General features: G+C 55.8%; 20 protein-coding genes and 1 riboswitch. Of the genes, 15 read left to right on the top strand and 5 right to left on the bottom strand.

Translation table 11 applies throughout. The features are described from left to right. Positions 1-2: 2 nt before the first annotated feature. Genes pduE through pduA form a run of 5 tightly spaced genes read right to left on the bottom strand, consistent with a single transcriptional unit; the run spans position 3 to position 3,993 of the window. Entirely contained in the window at positions 3-524 is a 522-nt protein-coding gene (gene pduE / locus HVX64_RS14430) for a propanediol dehydratase small subunit PduE (RefSeq protein ID WP_043000236.1), read from the bottom strand. A gap of 13 nt (positions 525-537) precedes the next feature. After that, a complete protein-coding gene (pduD, locus tag HVX64_RS14425) occupies positions 538-1,206 on the bottom strand; it encodes a propanediol dehydratase medium subunit PduD (RefSeq protein ID WP_043000237.1) in 669 nt (222 codons plus the stop codon). Between the two features lie 10 nt (positions 1,207-1,216). After that, a complete protein-coding gene (pduC, locus tag HVX64_RS14420; RefSeq protein ID WP_042318193.1) occupies positions 1,217-2,881 on the bottom strand; it encodes a propanediol dehydratase large subunit PduC in 1,665 nt (554 codons plus the stop codon). An 18-nt stretch (positions 2,882-2,899) separates the two neighbouring features. Continuing rightward, a complete protein-coding gene (pduB, locus tag HVX64_RS14415; protein ID WP_043000238.1) occupies positions 2,900-3,712 on the bottom strand; it encodes a propanediol utilization microcompartment protein PduB in 813 nt (270 codons plus the stop codon). Next, positions 3,709-3,993 carry a propanediol utilization microcompartment protein PduA gene (gene pduA, locus HVX64_RS14410; protein ID WP_012906330.1) on the bottom strand — a complete coding sequence of 95 codons (285 nt, stop codon included), beginning with the start codon at positions 3,991-3,993 and terminating at the stop codon, positions 3,709-3,711. Before pduA ends, pduB begins: the two co-directional genes overlap by 4 nt. A gap of 522 nt (positions 3,994-4,515) precedes the next feature. Between pduA and pduF the strand changes: the two genes are divergently transcribed. From pduF to cbiM, 15 genes are all read left to right on the top strand, one after another. Next, positions 4,516-5,325, top strand: coding sequence for a propanediol diffusion facilitator PduF (gene pduF / locus HVX64_RS14405; RefSeq protein ID WP_043000239.1), 810 nt, complete (start codon positions 4,516-4,518; stop codon positions 5,323-5,325). A gap of 207 nt (positions 5,326-5,532) precedes the next feature. Then, positions 5,533-6,450, top strand: a complete 918-nt coding sequence (gene pocR / locus HVX64_RS14400) for a regulatory protein PocR (RefSeq protein ID WP_043000240.1) — start codon at positions 5,533-5,535, stop codon at positions 6,448-6,450. A gap of 302 nt (positions 6,451-6,752) precedes the next feature. After that, positions 6,753-6,928, top strand: a riboswitch (cobalamin riboswitch). A gap of 88 nt (positions 6,929-7,016) precedes the next feature. Then, a complete protein-coding gene (locus tag HVX64_RS14395) occupies positions 7,017-8,396 on the top strand; it encodes a cobyrinate a,c-diamide synthase (protein WP_044257568.1) in 1,380 nt (459 codons plus the stop codon). Continuing rightward, positions 8,393-9,352: an adenosylcobinamide-phosphate synthase CbiB gene (cbiB, locus tag HVX64_RS14390; RefSeq protein ID WP_044257569.1), complete on the top strand. Its 960-nt coding sequence runs from the start codon at positions 8,393-8,395 to the stop codon at positions 9,350-9,352. Before HVX64_RS14395 ends, cbiB begins: the two co-directional genes overlap by 4 nt. A 12-nt stretch (positions 9,353-9,364) precedes the next feature. Further along, positions 9,365-9,997 carry a cobalt-precorrin-8 methylmutase gene (locus HVX64_RS14385; RefSeq protein ID WP_044257570.1) on the top strand — a complete coding sequence of 211 codons (633 nt, stop codon included), beginning with the start codon at positions 9,365-9,367 and terminating at the stop codon, positions 9,995-9,997. After that, on the top strand, positions 9,994-11,133 hold the full coding sequence (gene cbiD / locus HVX64_RS14380; protein WP_044257571.1) for a cobalt-precorrin-5B (C(1))-methyltransferase CbiD: 1,140 nt from the start codon (positions 9,994-9,996) through the stop codon (positions 11,131-11,133). Before HVX64_RS14385 ends, cbiD begins: the two co-directional genes overlap by 4 nt. After that, positions 11,127-11,732 carry a cobalt-precorrin-7 (C(5))-methyltransferase gene (locus HVX64_RS14375; protein WP_043000245.1) on the top strand — a complete coding sequence of 202 codons (606 nt, stop codon included), beginning with the start codon at positions 11,127-11,129 and terminating at the stop codon, positions 11,730-11,732. Before cbiD ends, HVX64_RS14375 begins: the two co-directional genes overlap by 7 nt. Beyond that, the gene (locus tag HVX64_RS14370; protein ID WP_043000246.1) at positions 11,722-12,291 is read left to right on the top strand and encodes a decarboxylating cobalt-precorrin-6B (C(15))-methyltransferase; all 570 of its coding nucleotides are present in this window, start codon (positions 11,722-11,724) and stop codon (positions 12,289-12,291) included. Before HVX64_RS14375 ends, HVX64_RS14370 begins: the two co-directional genes overlap by 11 nt. Next, on the top strand, positions 12,284-13,057 hold the full coding sequence (locus HVX64_RS14365) for a cobalt-precorrin-4 methyltransferase (RefSeq protein WP_044257572.1): 774 nt from the start codon (positions 12,284-12,286) through the stop codon (positions 13,055-13,057). The genes HVX64_RS14370 and HVX64_RS14365 overlap by 8 nt, the downstream gene beginning before the upstream one ends. Further along, positions 13,038-14,093, top strand: coding sequence for a cobalt-precorrin 5A hydrolase (gene cbiG / locus HVX64_RS14360; RefSeq protein WP_181825039.1), 1,056 nt, complete (start codon positions 13,038-13,040; stop codon positions 14,091-14,093). The genes HVX64_RS14365 and cbiG overlap by 20 nt, the downstream gene beginning before the upstream one ends. Then, positions 14,093-14,818, top strand: a complete 726-nt coding sequence (locus HVX64_RS14355; RefSeq protein WP_042318211.1) for a precorrin-3B C(17)-methyltransferase — start codon at positions 14,093-14,095, stop codon at positions 14,816-14,818. The genes cbiG and HVX64_RS14355 overlap by 1 nt, the downstream gene beginning before the upstream one ends. Next, on the top strand, positions 14,815-15,600 hold the full coding sequence (locus HVX64_RS14350) for a cobalt-precorrin-6A reductase (RefSeq protein WP_044257574.1): 786 nt from the start codon (positions 14,815-14,817) through the stop codon (positions 15,598-15,600). The genes HVX64_RS14355 and HVX64_RS14350 overlap by 4 nt, the downstream gene beginning before the upstream one ends. An 11-nt stretch (positions 15,601-15,611) precedes the next feature. After that, a complete protein-coding gene (locus HVX64_RS14345) occupies positions 15,612-16,406 on the top strand; it encodes a sirohydrochlorin cobaltochelatase (RefSeq protein ID WP_043000251.1) in 795 nt (264 codons plus the stop codon). Beyond that, complete coding sequence (locus HVX64_RS14340) at positions 16,403-17,116, top strand: cobalt-factor II C(20)-methyltransferase (RefSeq protein ID WP_043000252.1); 714 nt, start codon at positions 16,403-16,405, stop codon at positions 17,114-17,116. The genes HVX64_RS14345 and HVX64_RS14340 overlap by 4 nt, the downstream gene beginning before the upstream one ends. Next, on the top strand, positions 17,113-17,850 hold the full coding sequence (cbiM, locus tag HVX64_RS14335; protein ID WP_044257575.1) for a cobalt ECF transporter S component CbiM: 738 nt from the start codon (positions 17,113-17,115) through the stop codon (positions 17,848-17,850). The genes HVX64_RS14340 and cbiM overlap by 4 nt, the downstream gene beginning before the upstream one ends.

Genomic DNA, 17,850 nt, shown 5'->3' with positions numbered 1-17,850 from the left:
CCTTAGTCGTCGCCTTTCAGCTTCTTACGCTCGACGTACAACACCGCCGCTTCACGAACAAACGCGGCGCAGATTTTGGCCTGATAGCGGTTTTCAAGATCGTCCGCGATCGCGAGCAGTTCTTCTTTCGTTGAACGATAAGGACGCAGGGCGTTATAGATCTCGAGAATGCGATCGTCCGGCACCGCCGTCAGTTCTGCGGCGCGCTCAAAGTTCATCGCCAGGCGGTCACGTCCGGCATCTTTGGCAATAGCCGCCTGAATGCGCAGCGTTTCCGGTGTGATACGCATATCCTGTGCGGTCACTTTGTTGCTCAGAACGTTTTCGAGGGTGAACTCATCCAGCGTTTTGTTGGTGGCCGTTTTAACCCACTCAGGGTGCTTACTGGCGAGCGGATAGTCAGTCACTTTGGCGGTCTGGGTCGTAGTGCCCGAAGCTGCTGCCGGGGCAGATGTGTCGCCCTGCAGGCTGTTCATGCGGCTCAACACATCCCGAACCATCGATTCAATTGCATCGGTATTCATAAAGGGATCCTTATTAAAGCGCCACGCGCAGTTCCTGCGGGTTTTTGCCCGTCACGACGTACTTCGTCTCTTTAATGTGCAAGATGGCGGATTTAGCCTGATATTTCGGGCGCGCCATCTGGTCGTTCAGCGTCGGGACCGGCTGCGGTGATTCACGCTTGGCATAACGCGCGGCGTTTTTCCCAATCTGGCGATAGGTTTCCAGCGTCAGCAGCGGAGCCTGCGGGAACAGCTCCAGGTTGGACAGCGGCGGCAGTCCCTGTTGATGGATGACCGTCGTGCCTTTTGACTGGATGCCGATAGAGATGCCGGAACCACTCAGACGGTTACCCTCAACGGCAACGAAGGCCACGTCGGATGATTTAAAGCAGCGAATTACACGCGCTTTAATACCTTCCTCTTCAATCCCGGCAATCACTTCGCGCAGAATGTTTTTATGCGGTAGACCGACGATGTTAACGGTCTGAGAGAGACCAAACGCCGGGCCGACCGCAATAATCACTTCGTCCTGTTGCGTGCCCTGTTTCGCCTCGCCAATTTCCGTCAGGAAACTGTCACCGGCCGGTGCAGCAGGCGCGGTTGACGTTCCCGGTGCACGAAATGAGACGGGCTTATCGCTGGTCTGCATTTCGGACAGCACGTCTTCGATAATCTGGCGCAGCAATTTTTCATTAATTTCCATTGTTCACCCCTTAGCCAAGCTCGTTGGGATCAAGTGCGCCAGGGATGTTTTTAATTTCTTCCCAGCGTTCGCCTTGCAGGCGATAACCTGTTGCCGGACCGGCATAATCGTTGACGTCATTGACGGCAGAGAGCACTTGTCCATCGCCGACGATGATGGCGGAGGTATGCAGATAGTCCCCGGTTAACTTGGCCTTCTGGATGTTGAGCATGTCCTGCGCGACATCGGTAAAGCCGCCCTGAGCCAGTGCTTTCACCACTTCCAGACCGTTGCGGTTCTTATTGATGATTTCCTGCGCAAACTTGATGTCCTCAACGATGTTACGTTCAGGCATATCTTTCGAACCGTGGGCGTAGGTTGCGGCTTCAACTTCTTCATCCGTAATGGGCGGCAGCCCCATGCCAGCGAAAACCGCCTGCAGAGCGCGCGCTGCTTTGTTACGAATGGCGATAACGTCTTCTTCACGTACCGGACGCAGACCACCGTCCACTTTCAGGTCGCGCTGGATAACGTTGTAGTCATCAAAGTCTTCCGCATCTTCGTTGGAGCCCGCGAACATGTTGTCGTAGTTCGGCACGGCGGAATAACCGGAAGAGATAAAGTCTGTCCCCGGCAGGAACTGCATCAGCAGACGCGCGGTACGACGCATATCGGAGTGGGTAAAGGTCTGGTCGTTACTGGAGGCGCATTCCAGATCCAGCGAGGAACAGATCAGGTTTTCTGCCAGTACCGCACGAATTCCTGATGGCACTGCGGACGGAACGCCGATGCAGCTTACGGAGCCGTTTTGCAGACCCTGTACGCCTGCCGCTTTGGTGATGTAAATGCAGCGCGCTTCGAGATACAGCATGGATTTGCCCTCGGCATAACCCATCTGTACTTCAGAACCTGAACCGGAAGTGAAGCGCATTTTCAACCCACGCGAAGCGTAAGAAGAGGCGAGGAAACCTTTTGACCACGGCGTGTCGTCGCCGTCAGTAAAGACCGGTTCGGTACCGTAGACGGAAATGGTTTCGGCGTAGCAGGTGTGTCCCAGCATACCGAGCTTCAGTTCGGTTGCCTCTTCCAGTGAACACTGGGTTAACACGCCGGGGCGGCCCACCTGGGAACCGACGAGCAGTGCAATGGCGTTGAACGGAGCATAACGCGCCACGGCTACTGTGGTCTCTTGCTCGTCAAATCCGCGCCATGCGCCTTCTGCGGCGTCGGCCGCAATCTGTACCGGGTTATCTTTGACGTTGGTGACGTGCGCCTGTTGGGATGGCGTGCGACGCGCGCGCATCTTTTGCATCGCCATCATCATCTCAACCACGTTCATGTGCGAAACCACTTCGACAATTTTTGCCGGGGTCATCGCCGTGGTCAGTGGCACAATGTCGCGACGTTTTACGTTAGGATCGCACAGCATGTTAGCGAGTTTTACGGAGTCCATCGCCATCACTTCTTCTGCGCGTGCCAGGTTGATGCCGTAACGGGCAATGAAGTGGTCAATCAGGTCAAACTGGCTGACCGATTTGCCATCGAGTTCGGTGACGGCGCCGTTAACGATTTTAATCGACGGCTTGGGATCGTTCGGGCTTTCCATCGCAATGAAGCCTTCTTCGATCCACTCCTTAACGAATCCGTCCTGATTGACAGGGCGTTTCGCCAGTGCTTCAAATCTTTTCGATCTCATGAATGAGCCTCACGGAGTTCAGATATAGGACGGGCGATCGTTTTTCGGTTCAGCACCGAGGGTCGCAAGAACGGTTTTACCGATTTCTCGCGCTGAGATAACCGCCTGACGCACTGCGCCAGAATCGCCGGAGATCACCAGGATCGCTTCGTTACTGAAGCTGGTGCCATGTGCCGGAGAGCTGTAGGCCACAACTTCAACGTTCGCGGCTTTCAGGGCGGTATCTGCCATTAACACGCCGACGGAAGCCGGAGCACCCACAATCACGCCGCAGGCACGGCCAACCGGCGCACCAAACGCTTTTTCCAGCGCGTAACTGGCGCGAGCGGTGTACTGCAGTTCGATATGTCCGGCTTCGTTGCCATACACATCACCAAAGGTGCGATCGAGTTCTTTCAGCGCCACTTCAATTCCGCGCTTAACGTCGGAAACGTCGTTACCGCCGATAATGATGAGAGAACCGTGACCCGCGCCGCCTTTGGTATCGCGAGGGAGTTCAATGCTTACCACTTCGGTATTGGTGGCTTTGACCGCTTCGTCTGCCGCCATAATGTGCGGACCCGCGCCGGTACGCGCGCCCAGGATGCCAATGGAGCGATAGCGCTTCTCAAGCTTCATTGCTTCCAACAGGGCACTGTCTACGTTTGCAATCACCAGACCTACGGTGTCGCCAATCGCGGTGCCAACAAATTCCGTTAAACTGCAGCTCTTCTCTGCCATAGCCGTCTCTCGTTTTGGATGGGTTTTATCAGGGATACCCGCTTGATCAGGCGTTGCCACACGGGCAATGACCTGCGCCATGATCTGTTCAACCAGTTCATTGCTGCTCATGGGTTAATTCCCTTCGGTAAGATTTTTTCAACATCGGTATGAGGGCGTGGAATCACGTGTACGGCTTTCACTTCTCCCACGTTGCGCGCAGCAGCAGCACCAGCATCGGTCGCCGCTTTTACGGCACCGACATCACCGCGAACGATGACGGTTACCAGCCCTGAGCCAATTTTTTCGTAGCCGACCAACATGACATTGGCTGACTTCACCATTGCATCTGCGGCCTCTATGGCTGCAGTTAAGCCTTTGGTTTCTACCATTCCTAATGCTTCTTGTTGCATAAAGACCTCGCCTGGGTTGTCCCGATATTCATGACTATAAAAAGAAGCGAGGAAAAAGAATGGCTGACTTGAAAGTCTGGGTGAAAAATTAGTGGGCTGTGAATGTGACAAACTTGCTATGTTTTATTTTATCTATTTGTTTTTATTGTTTTTATTATTTTTTATTAATGTGATATTTTAGCTTTTTATATTCCATATTTACATTTTAGAGGGTGACAAGGTTAATTTAATTTGCTATGCGGAAAATCACAATTTGTGACGTTGATTGAAAAAGGAAAATCTTCAAATAACCAATTTTTGCTATCACGAATCGTCCTGGTTAATTACATTCAGGCACTCTACACGCTGCCTTTGAATAAATAGATGGCAAGAAATTGCTATAACAACACGATTTTTCCAGGTCTGAGAATGCGCAGTTTGCCAACAATTTTCAGCGGCCTCTTCCTATAGTAGTGCCGTTGTACTCTACGACCAGCAAGGGTCCGCTGGTAAGGACACGAACGCTTCTAAGAAGGTGTCACAATGAATGATTCACTGAAAGCGCAATGCATTGCCGAGTTTTTGGGTACCGGATTGTTTTTGTTTTTTGGTATCGGCTGCCTTAGCGCACTGAAAGTCGCAGGCGCCAGTCTGGGTCTCTGGGAAATTTGTATTATTTGGGGTCTGGGTATTTCGCTTGCGGTTTATCTGACGGCGGGAATTTCCGGAGCGCATCTGAACCCGGCCATCACAGTCGCACTCTGGCTGTTTGCCTGCTTCCCGGGACGCAAAGTTCTGCCTTACATCATCGCGCAGGTCGCGGGAGCGTTTGGCGGTGCGGTGCTGGCTTATCTGCTTTACGGCAATTTATTCACCGAGTATGAAACTGCCCACAACATGGTTCGCGGCAGTGTCGATAGCCTCTATCTGGCCAGTATTTTCAGTACCTATCCGGCGGCTGCGCTAAGCGTGTGGCAGGCGGCAGGGGTCGAAATCGTCATCACCTCAATCCTGATGGGGCTGATTATGGCGCTGACCGACGATGGTAACGGTGTGCCTAAAGGGGCACTGGCGCCACTGCTGATCGGTATTCTGGTGGCGGTAATTGGTGCATCCACAGGCCCATTAACCGGCTTTGCCATGAACCCGGCGCGTGATTTTGGTCCTAAGCTGTTCGCCTGGATGGCAGGTTGGGGAGATATTGCGATGACTGGTGGACGCGATATTCCGTACTTTATTGTGCCGATTATTGCGCCATTGATTGGTGCGTGTGCGGGCGCGGCTATCTATAAGTACCTTATCGGTAAGAATTTGCCCTGTAATACGTGTAAAATCGAAGAGACGGACGCGTAATTTTGGCTGGCGTGGCTAATATCACGTCTTTAATTTCTTTTTCGTGATCTGCTTTCACGAACTGACTAAAAAGTCTCCCCACCCAGGGAGACTTTTGTTATTGTCCCTTGTACTTTCTGTCATTTACATACAAGGATGGGGATGATAAGAAGTAAATGTAAAATTTATGTTTTCATTATAACAATGGATTAACTGAGGGATTTTATCATGATTTCTGCGAGCACCCTGAACTCAGAACTCATTAATAAAATCGCACAGGATTTTGCGCAAGCGACCAGCCTGGCTGTTGTGGTTGTCAATATTCACGGTGATGAGATTTCTGAGCTGTTTAATTTCACACCTTTTTGCCAACTGATGCGTCAGCATCCGCAACACAGTACCCGGTGTCGTATGAGCGATCGCTGTGGGGGACTGGAAGCGTCAAAATCGGATCAACCCTGTATCTATCGCTGCCATGCCGGGCTTACCGATTTCTCTATTCCTCTCGTGATCGCAGGCCATCTTGTTGGATTCGTTCTCTGCGGCCAGGTGCGTTTACGTAACGATGATGGTGCCGATCTGCTCGATATCATGAAGGTTGACGATCGCTGGCAGGCCGATCCTGAACTGCTCAATGAGTTCAGTAATGTCCCGGAAATGGACTATTCTCGCGTGATGGCCTCGGCGGATCTGCTCAAACTCATTGTTGAAAACTGCCTCAAGAAGCAACTCAATTTCGTGGTGATCAAAGACAGCACGCAACCTGCTGAGCCTTCACGCCCGACCCGCGCCGCCAGCCCTCATGACAGCAAAATGAAAAAGGCGTTACGCTATATTGATGCCCACTTGTCAGACGATCTTCGCCTTGAAGATGTGGCCTCGCATGTTTACCTGAGCCCGTACTACTTCAGCAAACTGTTCAAAAAATATCAGGGCATTGGTTTTAACGCGTGGGTCAATCAACAGCGCATGGCCAGTGCCAGAGAGCTGCTTTGTCACAGTGACTGGAGCATTGCCAGTATTGCCCGCAATTTAGGTTTTTCGCAAACCAGCTATTTTTGCAAAGTGTTCCGTCAGACTTATCAGGTTACGCCGCAGGCCTATCGGCAAAAAATAAATGAAAACTTGCCTGCTGAATCGGCATAAATAGCAATATTTTGCTATTGCCGATTTTTGATATTCCCGCGTAATCCGGTCATTTATAATGGTTAAGTGTTTTTAGTACAGCAATAAATTGTCATAGCGCAATAAAATATCGCTCTTTACGGAATAAACTTCACCAGTTTTTATTTCTGTGATGAGATACAGTGTCATTGTTAAGAGGTTTCATTATTCTCTTGCATGACATTTCATTCAGAATCGTTTTATTGCGGCGTTTTTTGTTGATAAAAAATGCGTAACGAATAAGTAACGAAAAGTATTGTTGTGATGAGGAGAATTCATTCTGTTCATCATTTAAGCCGACAGGTTTGACACATTTGTGTCTGGGAAGGGGGTGAAAATCCCCCGCAGCCCCCGCTGCTGTGATGCTGACAACCCCGTGAAGACCACTGATCGCAAGATTGGGAAGGACGGGCGAGGACGACGCTAAGCCAGAAGACCAGCCTGTCGGATACTACCAACAACTTCGGTGGGAAGTGGGTTGCTCAGATGCGTACAGTCGGAAGACTGGGTGTCAGTACATCCCTACCACCCTGAACAGGATCAGGGTCATGGCGGCAAAGCAGTACGCGTTTGTTCTGGCAGGTACCGGTAGCGGCTGTGGTAAAACCACAGTGACGCTGGGCTTGCTGAACGTGATGAAACAACGTGGTTTACGCGTCCAGCCCTGCAAAGTCGGCCCTGATTACCTTGACACCGCCTGGCATACGGCCATCAGCGGTACCGCCTCCCGCAACCTCGACAGTTTTATGCTCCCCGAGCCGGTGCTTAATGCGCTGTTCCGCGAACAGATGCAGGATGCAGATATTGCAGTGATCGAAGGGGTGATGGGGCTGTACGACGGTTACGGTACAGATCCTGATTATTGCAGTACCGCCGCGATGGCCAAGCAGTTGGGCTGTCCGGTCATTCTGCTGGTTGACGGGAAAGCCGTTTCTACTTCCATTGCCGCCACGGTGATGGGCTTCCAGCATTTCGACCCGACGCTGAACATTGCCGGCGTCATCGTTAACCGCGTCAACAGTGAGCCCCATTTCCAGTTGCTGAAAACCGCTATCGAGCACTACTGCGCTGTGCCGGTGCTGGGTTACGTCCCGCGCGTTGACGGCGTCGCGCTACCCGAACGGCATCTGGGATTGGTGACCGCGCGTGAGTCCGTCGTCAATCAACAATCGTGGCAGGATTTCGCCGCCCGGCTGGAAAGTACACTGGATATCGATCGGTTGCTGGCGTTAAGCCACCTTCAGGCATTGCCGCCAGGCGAATGGCCTGAACGTCCTGCGCCCAACGCCGGAGAAGGACTGACGCTGGCGATGGCTGATGATGAGGCCTTTAATTTTTATTATCCCGATAACGTGGCGCTGCTGGCGCGTACCGGCGTCAACATTGTGCGCTTCAGCCCGCTCCACGATCGCGAATTACCCGATTGTCAAATGGTCTGGCTGGGCGGCGGTTATCCGGAACTGCACGCGTCCGCGCTGGCGGCCAATACTACTATGCTGACAAGCCTGCGCGAGGCGCATCAGCGCGGTGTCGCCATTTATGCCGAATGCGGCGGATTGATGTACCTCGGCAGCCTGCTGGAAGATGCCGACGGGGTTGAGCATCGCATGGCCGATATCCTTCCCGGTCGCAGCAAAATGGGTAAACGGCTAACCCGCTTTGGCTATTGTGAAGCGCAGGCTTTGCAGCCCACGCTGCTGGCCGCGGAAGGCGATGTGCTGCGCGGTCATGAATTCCATTACTCCGATTTTTCCCCTGAAACCCCCGCTGTGCTGGCTTGCCGTAAAGTCCGTGACGGTCAGATGGTGCAGGCGTGGTCCGGTGGCTGGCGAACGGGCAACACCTTCGCCAGCTACCTGCACGTTCACTTTGCTCAGCGTCCATTAATGCTTAATCACTGGCTGAATGCCGCGCGGGAGGCGTTATGACGCTACTGGCATGGTGTGTGGCCTGGCTTCTCGATGTCGTGATTGGCGACCCACCACACTGGCCGCATCCGGTGCGCTGGATAGGCAATCTGATCACTACCGTGCAGCGGATTATCCGCCGCTACTGCCACAGCGACCGGGCGTTACGCATGGGTGGTGGGGTGATGTGGCTGGTGGTTGTCGGCTTGACGTGGGCGGTTGCCTGGGGCGTGTTACACCTGGCGGCGTGGATTCATCCATGGCTCGGTTGGGTCGTTGAAGTCTGGATGATTTTCACCGTGCTGGCGGGGCGCTGTCTGGCAACGGCGGCGCAAGAGGTTGAGCGCCCGCTGCGCGAAGGTAACCTTGCACAAAGCCGCGAAAAGCTCTCGTGGATTGTGGGGCGCGACACATCGCAACTTCAGCCAGAACAGATCAACCGGGCGGTCGTGGAAACCGTGGCGGAGAATACGGTTGACGGCATTATCGCGCCGCTGTTCTTCCTCTTAATTGGCGGCGCGCCGATGGCGATGGCCTACAAAGCGGTGAACACCCTGGATTCCATGGTGGGTTATAAACACGAAAAATACCGGGCGATTGGCATGGTCAGTGCTCGCCTGGACGACGTCGCGAACTACATTCCTGCACGGCTGAGCTGGCTGCTGCTGAGCGCGGCAGCGGTGTTGTGCCGTCGTGACGGCGCCCGGGCGCTCTGTGTGGGCTGGCGGGATCGCTATAACCACAGCAGCCCGAACTGTGCCTGGGCGGAGGCTTCCGTTGCCGGTGCGTTGGGCATTCGACTGGGCGGCCCGAATGATTACTTTGGCGAGCGCGTTGAAAAACCGTGGATCGGCGACGCGCAGCGCACTATTTCCATAGATGACATTTCCCAAACGATTCGACTGATGTGGGTTGCCTCAACGCTGGCTCTGGTGCTGTTCCTTGTGACGCGCTGGCTGGTAATGGGTGTGGCCTGAGGATAAATGACAATGCAATACATCCAGCAACCCCAGGCGATTGAAGCCAAAAGTTTTGACATCATTGGCGAGATCATTCATGAAACGCGCCCGGAGTACCAGTTTGCCAGTCCGCTACATGAAGCCATCATCAAACGGGTGATTCATACCACCGCTGACTTCGACTGGCTGGATATTCTCTGGTTTTCGGATGATGCGCTGGAACAACTTTGTGCGGCGCTGAGCCGCCCGACGGTTATCTATACCGACACCACCATGGCGCTTTCGGGGATCAATAAAACCCTGCTGGCGAAGACGGGGGGCGAGTGTCGCTGCTATATCAGCGATCCGCGCGTGGTAGCGCAAGCGAAAGCGCAGGGTATCACTCGCTCAATGGCGGCTGTCGACATTGCCGTGACGGAAGAAGGCGAAAAAGTGTTTGTCTTTGGCAACGCGCCCACTGCGCTGTTTCGCCTGTTGGAAAAAGATGTAGCGGTAAGCGGCGTGGTGGGCGTGCCGGTGGGATTTGTCGGCGCGGCGGAATCCAAAGAGGCGCTGACGCACAGCCCGTTGCCCGCCATTGCCGCCCTCGGACGCAAAGGCGGCAGTAACGTTGCGGCGGCGATCGTGAACGCCATGCTGTATTACATGCAGGGGGCGCGATGAGCGATCAGACTTTCGACGCGCCCGTCTGGCATAACGGCAAAGCGCTGCGCAAAGGTTATACCACTGGATCGTGCGCCACGGCGGCGGCAAAAGTCGCCGCGCTGATGGTGTTGCGTCAGCATCTGATCCATCAGGTATCGATTGTCACACCTTCCGGCGTCACTCTGTGTCTGAACGTGGAATCTCCACACATTGAAGGACAGCAGGCCATTGCAGCGATCCGTAAAGATGGCGGCGATGATGTCGACGCCACCCACGGGATGTTGATTTTCGCCCGCGTCACGTTGAATGACAGCGGTGAAATTGTCCTGTCCGGGGGCGAAGGCGTCGGCACCGTCACCCGCAAGGGGATTGGTCTGCCTGTCGGCAGCGCGGCAATTAATCGCACCCCGCGTCACACCATTGAGTCCGCCGTGCGTGAGGCGATAGGCCCGGTACGCGGGGCGGAAATCGAAATATTTGCCCCGGAAGGCGAAGAACGAGCGCAAAAAACCTACAACTCGCGTCTCGGTATTCTTGGCGGAATTTCCATTATTGGCACCACCGGTATTGTGACCCCCATGTCCGAAGAGAGCTGGAAGCGGTCGTTATCGCTGGAGCTGGAAATCAAACGTGCCGCCGGACTGGAGCGGGTAGTTCTGGTGCCGGGTAATCATGGTGAGCGTTTCGTCCGCGAACAGATGGGCATCGATACCAACGTGGTGGTCACCATGAGCAACTTTGTCGGCTACATGATTGAAGAGGCGGTGCGGCTGGGATTTCGCCAGGTCGTGCTCGTCGGTCATCCTGGGAAATTGATCAAAATTGCTGCCGGGATCTTCCATACCCACAGCCACATAGCCGATGCGCGAATGGAAACGCTGGTGGCGCATCTGGCGCTGCTCGGCGCGCCGCGGGAGTTGCTGACGCTGGTAAGCGATTGCGACACCACTGAAGCGGCAATGGAGCACATCGACGCGTTCGGCTTTCAGCACCTCTACAACCATCTTGCTGAACGCATCTGTCAGCGCGTGATGCAGATGCTGCGCTTTACCAAAACCCCGCCGACCTGCGACGCGATCATGTTTTCGTTTGATAACCAGGTTCTGGGTAGCAACCGCCCCGTCGACGCTATCGCCCGGGAGATGCAATGCTGACGGTCGTGGGGATGGGGCCAGCCGGTCTGCACCTGATGACGCCGGCGGCGCGCGCGGCGGTTGATGAGGCCGATGTGCTGGTCGGCGGTAAGCGCCATTTGCAGCAGTTCCCGGACTTTCGCGGCGAGCAGTTTGCGCTGGGCGCCAACATTCCCGAACTGCTGGCATGGATTGCGGCGCATCAGGATAAGCGGGTGGTGGTTCTGGCTTCTGGCGATCCGCTGTTTTACGGCATCGGTACGCGGATGGTGGCGCATTTTGGCGTTGCGCAGGTACGCATCATTCCAGGTATCAGCGCGGTGCAGTATCTGTGCGCGCAGTCGGGAATCGACATGAATGACATGTGGCTCACCAGTAGCCACGGGCGCAGCGTCTGTTTCGATACGCTGGCGCAGCATAACAAGGTGGCAATGGTCACCGACGGTCAGTGCGGGCCGCGTGATATTGCTGCACAACTGGTTGCACGAGGAAAGGGCGATCGCTGGATGGTGATTGGTGAAAACCTGGCGATGGAAAACGAACGGATCCACTGGCTGCGCGTCAGCGAGGTCCATGCCGAATATGAGATGAATGCAGTGGTGATCCTTGATGAAAGATGAGCTTTTCCTGCGCGGTGAGAAGGTGCCGATGACCAAAGAAGCGGTACGTGCGCTCGCTCTCGCAAAACTTGAACTGCACCGGGCCAGTCACCTGATTGATATCGGGGCCGGAACCGGCAGTGTGTCCATCGAAGCCGCGCTACAGTTTCCGTCGCTACACATTACGGCTATTGAGCGCAATCCGGCGGCGCTGCGTTTACTCGACGAAAACCGTCAGCATTTCGCCTGCGCGAATATCGATATTCTGCCGGGTGAAGCGCCAATGATGATGACCGAGAAAGCCGATGCCGTCTTTATGGGTGGCAGTGGGGGACACCTCACGGAACTGATCGACTGGTCTATGCGCCAGTTGCACGTTGGTGGACGCCTGGTGATGACCTTCATCCTACAGGAAAACCTCAACACCGCGCTGGCACATTTGCAACAGCGCGGTGTGCAGGACGTGGACTGCCTGCAAATGCAGATTTCGTCGTTGACCACGCTGGGCGCGGGTCACTATTTCAAACCGAACAATCCCGTTTTTGTCATCGCCTGCCAGAAGGAAGAACGCCATGTCTGAGACATTTGATCCCCGTTGTGTGTGGTTTGTCGGCGCAGGTCCGGGTGATCGGGAGCTGATTACGCTTAAGGGTTACCGGCTGTTGCAACAGGCGCAGGTGGTGATTTATGCCGGATCGCTGATCAACACCGAACTGCTGGAGTATTGTCCGGCGGACGCAGAGTGCCACGACAGTGCGGAACTGCATCTTGAGCAAATCCTCACCCTGATGGAAGAGGGGGTGAAGGCCGGAAAAACGGTAGTGCGCCTGCAAACCGGCGACGTGTCGCTGTATGGCTCGGTGCGCGAACAGGGGGAAGAGCTGACCAAACGTGGTATCCCCTGGCAGGTGGTGCCGGGGGTCAGCGCTTTCCTCGGCGCGGCGGCGGAGCTGGGGGTTGAGTACACCGTGCCGGAAGTCTCGCAAAGCCTGATTATTACGCGACTCGAAGGTCGCACGCCGGTGCCAGAACGTGAACAGCTGGAATCGTTCGCCAGCCACCAGACCTCAATGGCAATTTATCTCTCCGTCCAGCGCATCAACCGGGTTGCGGAACGGTTGATTGAGGGCGGTTACCCGGCGACCACGCCGGTGGCCGTGATCTACAAAGCGACCTGGCCGGAAAGTCAAACTGTGCGTGGCACGCTGGCGGATATCGCCGATAAAGTGCGCGACGCCGGGATCCGCAAAACGGCGCTCATCCTGGTCGGGAATTTCCTCGGAGATGAGTATCACTACTCCAGACTTTATGCCGCGGACTTTAGCCATGAATACCGTAAAGCCTGAATCAATCGCGCTGTTTTGCCTGACGCCCGGCGGTGTAACGCTGGCTAAACGGCTGGCAACGATGTTACCGCTGACCTGTTTTACCAGTGAAAAATTGCTGGAGGACGGTTTCTTACCGTTCGACGGCGGGTTCGCCCACGCCGCGCGCGACGCGTTTTCGAACTATTCCGCGCTGATTTTTATCGGGGCGACCGGCATCGCGGTGCGCGTGCTGGCCCCGCTGGTGAATGACAAATTCAGCGATCCGGCGGTGGTGGTGATCGACGAGCGCGGCCAGCATGTGATCAGCCTGCTTTCCGGCCATGCGGGCGGCGCGAACGCGCTGACCCGTTATCTCGCCGGCATGCTGGGCGCCGATCCGGTGATTACCACAGCCACCGATGTCAATGAGATGGCGGCACTGGACACCCTCGCGTTTCAGCTCAACGCCCGTATGACCGACTTTCGCACCGCAGTAAAAGCGGTGAATCAGATGCTGGTGAGCAACCAGCGCGTGGGTCTGTGGTGGGATGAAGAACTGGATGAAGACGTCCGCCACTGCGATCGCCGTGGGTTCATTACCGTTACCGATCTCCAGCAGTTGCCTGAACTGGATGCGCTGGTGTGCGTCACGTTACGTAACGAATTGCCGGATATTCCGGTTCAACACTGGAAACTGGTGCCACAACGGGTGGTCGCTGGCATTGGCTGTCGTCGCGATACGCCGTTCCCACTACTGGCTGCGCTGCTGGCGCGTCAGCTTGAAGCGCAGCGCTTTGATCCGCTGGCGCTGAAAGCCATCGGCAGCGCGTCGCTCAAGAAAGACGAAGAGGGGCTGATCCAACTTGCCTCCTGCTGGCGTGTGCCGTTTGAAACCTTTAGCGCTGACGCGCTGCGTGAGCATGAACATCACTTTCCGGCTTCGCCGTTTGTTCGCCAGACGGTCGGCGTCGGAAGCGTCTCGGGTCCGGCAGCATGGCTGCTGAGTCATGGGCAATTGACCGGCGAAACCTTGCGTGAGCAGGGCGTCACTATCACTTTGGGAGTTTCACACTGATGTTAACCGTAATCGGAATCGGCCCCGGCTCACAGGCCATGATGACCATGGAAGCCGTTGAGGCCCTGCAGGCGGCAGAAATTATTGTGGGTTACAAAACCTACACTCACCTCGTCAAAGCGTTTACCGGTGACAAGCAGGTGATCAAAACCGGCATGTGCAAAGAGATCGAGCGCTGCCATGCGGCGATTGAACTGGCGCAGGCCGGACACAACGTGGCGCTGATCAGCAGCGGTGACGCCGGTATTTACGGCATGGCGGGGCTGGTGCTGGAGCTGGTCAGCAAACAGAAACTGGACGTTGAAGTGCGCCTGATCCCGGGGATGACTGCCAGTATCGCGGCGGCGTCGCTGCTCGGCGCGCCGCTGATGCACGATTTTTGTCACATCAGTTTAAGCGATTTACTTACGCCGTGGCCGGTTATCGAAAAACGTATTATCGCCGCCGGAGAAGCGGACTTCGTCATCTGCTTCTACAACCCGCGCAGCCGGGGCCGTGAGGGACATCTGGCGCGCGCATTTGAACTGCTTTCCGCCAGTAAGAGCGGGCAAACGCCGGTGGGAGTGGTGAAATCTGCCGGGCGTAAAAAGCAGGAGAAATGGCTGACTACGCTGGGCGAGATGGATTTTGAACCGGTGGATATGACCAGTCTGGTGATCGTCGGTAACAAAGCGACTTATGTGCAGGACGGTCTGATGATCACGCCACGAGGTTACGTGCTGTGAGTTTTGGTGAGGTTCTGGTCATGGGCGGCACCAGCGATGCCCGTGCGCTGTGCCAACAACTGGATGCCGCTAATGTGGCCTACACCCTGTCGGTGGCGACGCCGACCGGGAAACAACTGGCTGGCGATATCAAGGGGCAGGTGCGCTGTGGTCGGCTCGAGCAGGATGAAATGGTGAACTGGCTGAAGGAGAACGGAACGCGATGGGTGATCGATGCTTCGCACCCGTATGCCGAAGTGGTGAGCCGCAATATTCTGTGCGCCTGCGAACGGGCTGGCGTGCTGCTGAGCCGCTACCAGCGCCCGGAACAGCTTAGTGAACTGACGCATCCGCTGCTCTTTACCGTACAGAGCATTGCCGAGGCGTGCGACGTTGCACGACGTTTTGGCGAGCGCGTACTGCTGACCACCGGAAGTAAAGATCTGGCGCTGTGGCGCGCGGGGTTGCCGGAAAAAACGCTGCTCGCCCGCGTGTTGCCCGTCCCCGAGGTGATTCAACAGTGCGCCGATCTGGGCTTTGGTGTAGGCGAGACGTTCGCGCTGTGCGGGCCGTTCAGCGCTGAATTTAACGCTGCGTTTTATCGTCAGTGTCAGGCTGACGTCGTGATAACCAAGGCTTCTGGCGCAGAGGGCGGTTATCAGGAAAAGGTTCAACCCTGTCTGGATGCAGGTATTCCCTGCATCGTGATTACCCGCCCGGCGCCGCTGGTGACGGGAGATGAGTTACTGGAAAGTCAGGCCGCATTTGCGCAACGTTTGGCGCGCTGGCTGGCCGCTGCTTAAGGAATCAGAAAATGAAAAAAGCGCTTCTGGTGGTTAGCTTTGGCACCAGCTATCACGATACCTGCGAGAAGAACATTGTGGCCTGCGAGCGCGATCTGGCCGCCAGCTGTCCTGACCGCACCCTGTTCCGTGCCTTTACCTCTGGAATGATTATTCGCAAGCTCAAACAGCGTGATGGTATTGAGATAGATACCCCGCTGCAGGCGCTGCAAAAGCTTGCTGATCAGGGATATCAGGATGTGGCGATTCAGTCGCTGCACATCATTAACGGCGACGAATATGAAAAAATTGTCCGTGAAGTGCAGACTCTGCGTCCGCTGTTTGCCCGCCTGACGCTGGGCGTGCCGCTGTTGAGCAGCCATGACGATTACGCGCAGTTAATGCTCGCCCTGAAACAGCAGATGCCTGTCCCCGCCGCCAATGAGAAAGTGGTATTCATGGGCCACGGCGCCAGCCATCACGCGTTTGCCGCTTATGCCTGCCTCGACCACATGATGATGGCGCAGGGCTTCCCGGCGCGCGTCGGCGCGGTGGAGAGCTATCCGGAAGTCGATATTCTGATTGAGAGCCTGAGCAAAGAGGGGGTCAAAGCCGTCCATCTGATGCCGCTGATGCTGGTTGCAGGGGATCACGCCATCAATGATATGGCTTCGGACGACGATGATTCGTGGAAAACGCTGTTTACGGCGGCGGGGATCACGGCAACGCCGTGGCTGAGCGGTCTTGGCGAAAATCCGGCGGTGCGGGCGATGTTCGTCGCGCATTTGCAACAAGCGCTGAGCGTGGCGATGGAGGAAGCGGCATGAGCGGCAAACTGTACGCCCTGAGCACTGGCCCGGGAGCAGCCGATCTGATTACCGTTCGCGCCTCACGTATTCTGGGTTCACTGGATATTCTCTATGCCCCGGCGGGACGTAAGGGTGGCGACAGCCTCGCGCTTTCCATCGTGCGGGAGTACATCGGCACGAACACAGAAATTCGTTGCTGCCATTTCCCCATGAGCGCAGACAGCGCGGAAAAAGAGGCGGTCTGGGATGAAGTGACCGCAGCGTTGGTTAAGGAAGTGGAGGCAGGCAAACAGGTGGGATTTATCACCCTGGGTGACGCCATGTTGTTCAGCACCTGGGTCTTTTTACTACAGCGCATCGGGTGTCCTGACTGGCTGGAGATCGTGCCTGGTGTGACGTCGTTTGCCGCCATTGCCGCCCGATCCAAAACGCCGCTGGCGATGGAACAGCAGTCGCTGGCGGTGATCTCCTGTACCGCACCGGAAGCGGAGATCGCCCAGGCGCTACGTCAACACGACAGTCTGGTACTGATGAAGGTCTATGGTCGCTTTGCGCGGATTAAAGCGCTGCTGGATCAGGCCGGATTACTGGATTGTGCACTGATGATGTCCGAGGCCACGCTCCCTGGAGAGCAGTGCTGGCGGCATCTCAACGAGGTCAGCGACGATCAGCCGTTGCCTTATTTCTCGACCATCCTGGTCAACAAACAGTGGGAGTATGCAGAATGAAACTCGAACAACAGCTCAAACAGCTGTCATTCAGTGGTCTGGCTGCGGCGCTATTGCTGATGATTGTGCCGGAGCAGGCGTTCGCCATGCACATCATGGAGGGATTTTTACCGCCGATGTGGGCGCTGGCCTGGTGGTTGCTGTTTTTACCGTGCCTGTGGTACGGACTGGTGCGCCTGCGACATATCGTGATGGATGACAGCCATCAGAAAGTGCTACTGGCGCTGTGCGGGGCGTTTATTTTTGTGCTGTCGGCACTGAAGATCCCGTCGGTTACCGGTAGCTGCTCACATCCGACAGGCGTCGGGCTGGCGGTGATCCTGTTTGGTCCGGGCGTGGTGGCGGTTCTCGGCGCTATCGTACTGCTGTTCCAGGCGCTGCTGCTGGCGCACGGTGGCTTGACCACCCTGGGCGCTAACGGCATGTCGATGGCGGTGATTGGCCCGGTTGTCGGCTATATGGTGTGGAAGATGGCCTGTCGCGCCGGGATCCGTCGTGATGTTGGCGTCTTCCTCTGCGCCATGCTGGCGGATCTGGTGACTTACTTTGTGACATCTGTACAGCTTGGCGTGGCCTTCCCGGATCCCGAAGCGGGCGCGCCAGGATCTGTCGTCAAGTTTATGGGGATTTTCTGCCTGACGCAGATCCCGATTGCTATCGCCGAAGGCTTGCTGACCGTGATGATCTACGACCAGCTGACGAAACGGCAACTGATAACCGCGCAAGGACATTAA

It is taken from the genome of Citrobacter sp. RHB20-C16, assembly GCF_013890155.1.
Lineage (GTDB): Bacteria > Pseudomonadota > Gammaproteobacteria > Enterobacterales > Enterobacteriaceae > Citrobacter_A > Citrobacter_A amalonaticus.
This window is presented reverse-complemented; position numbering and strand designations above follow the sequence as displayed.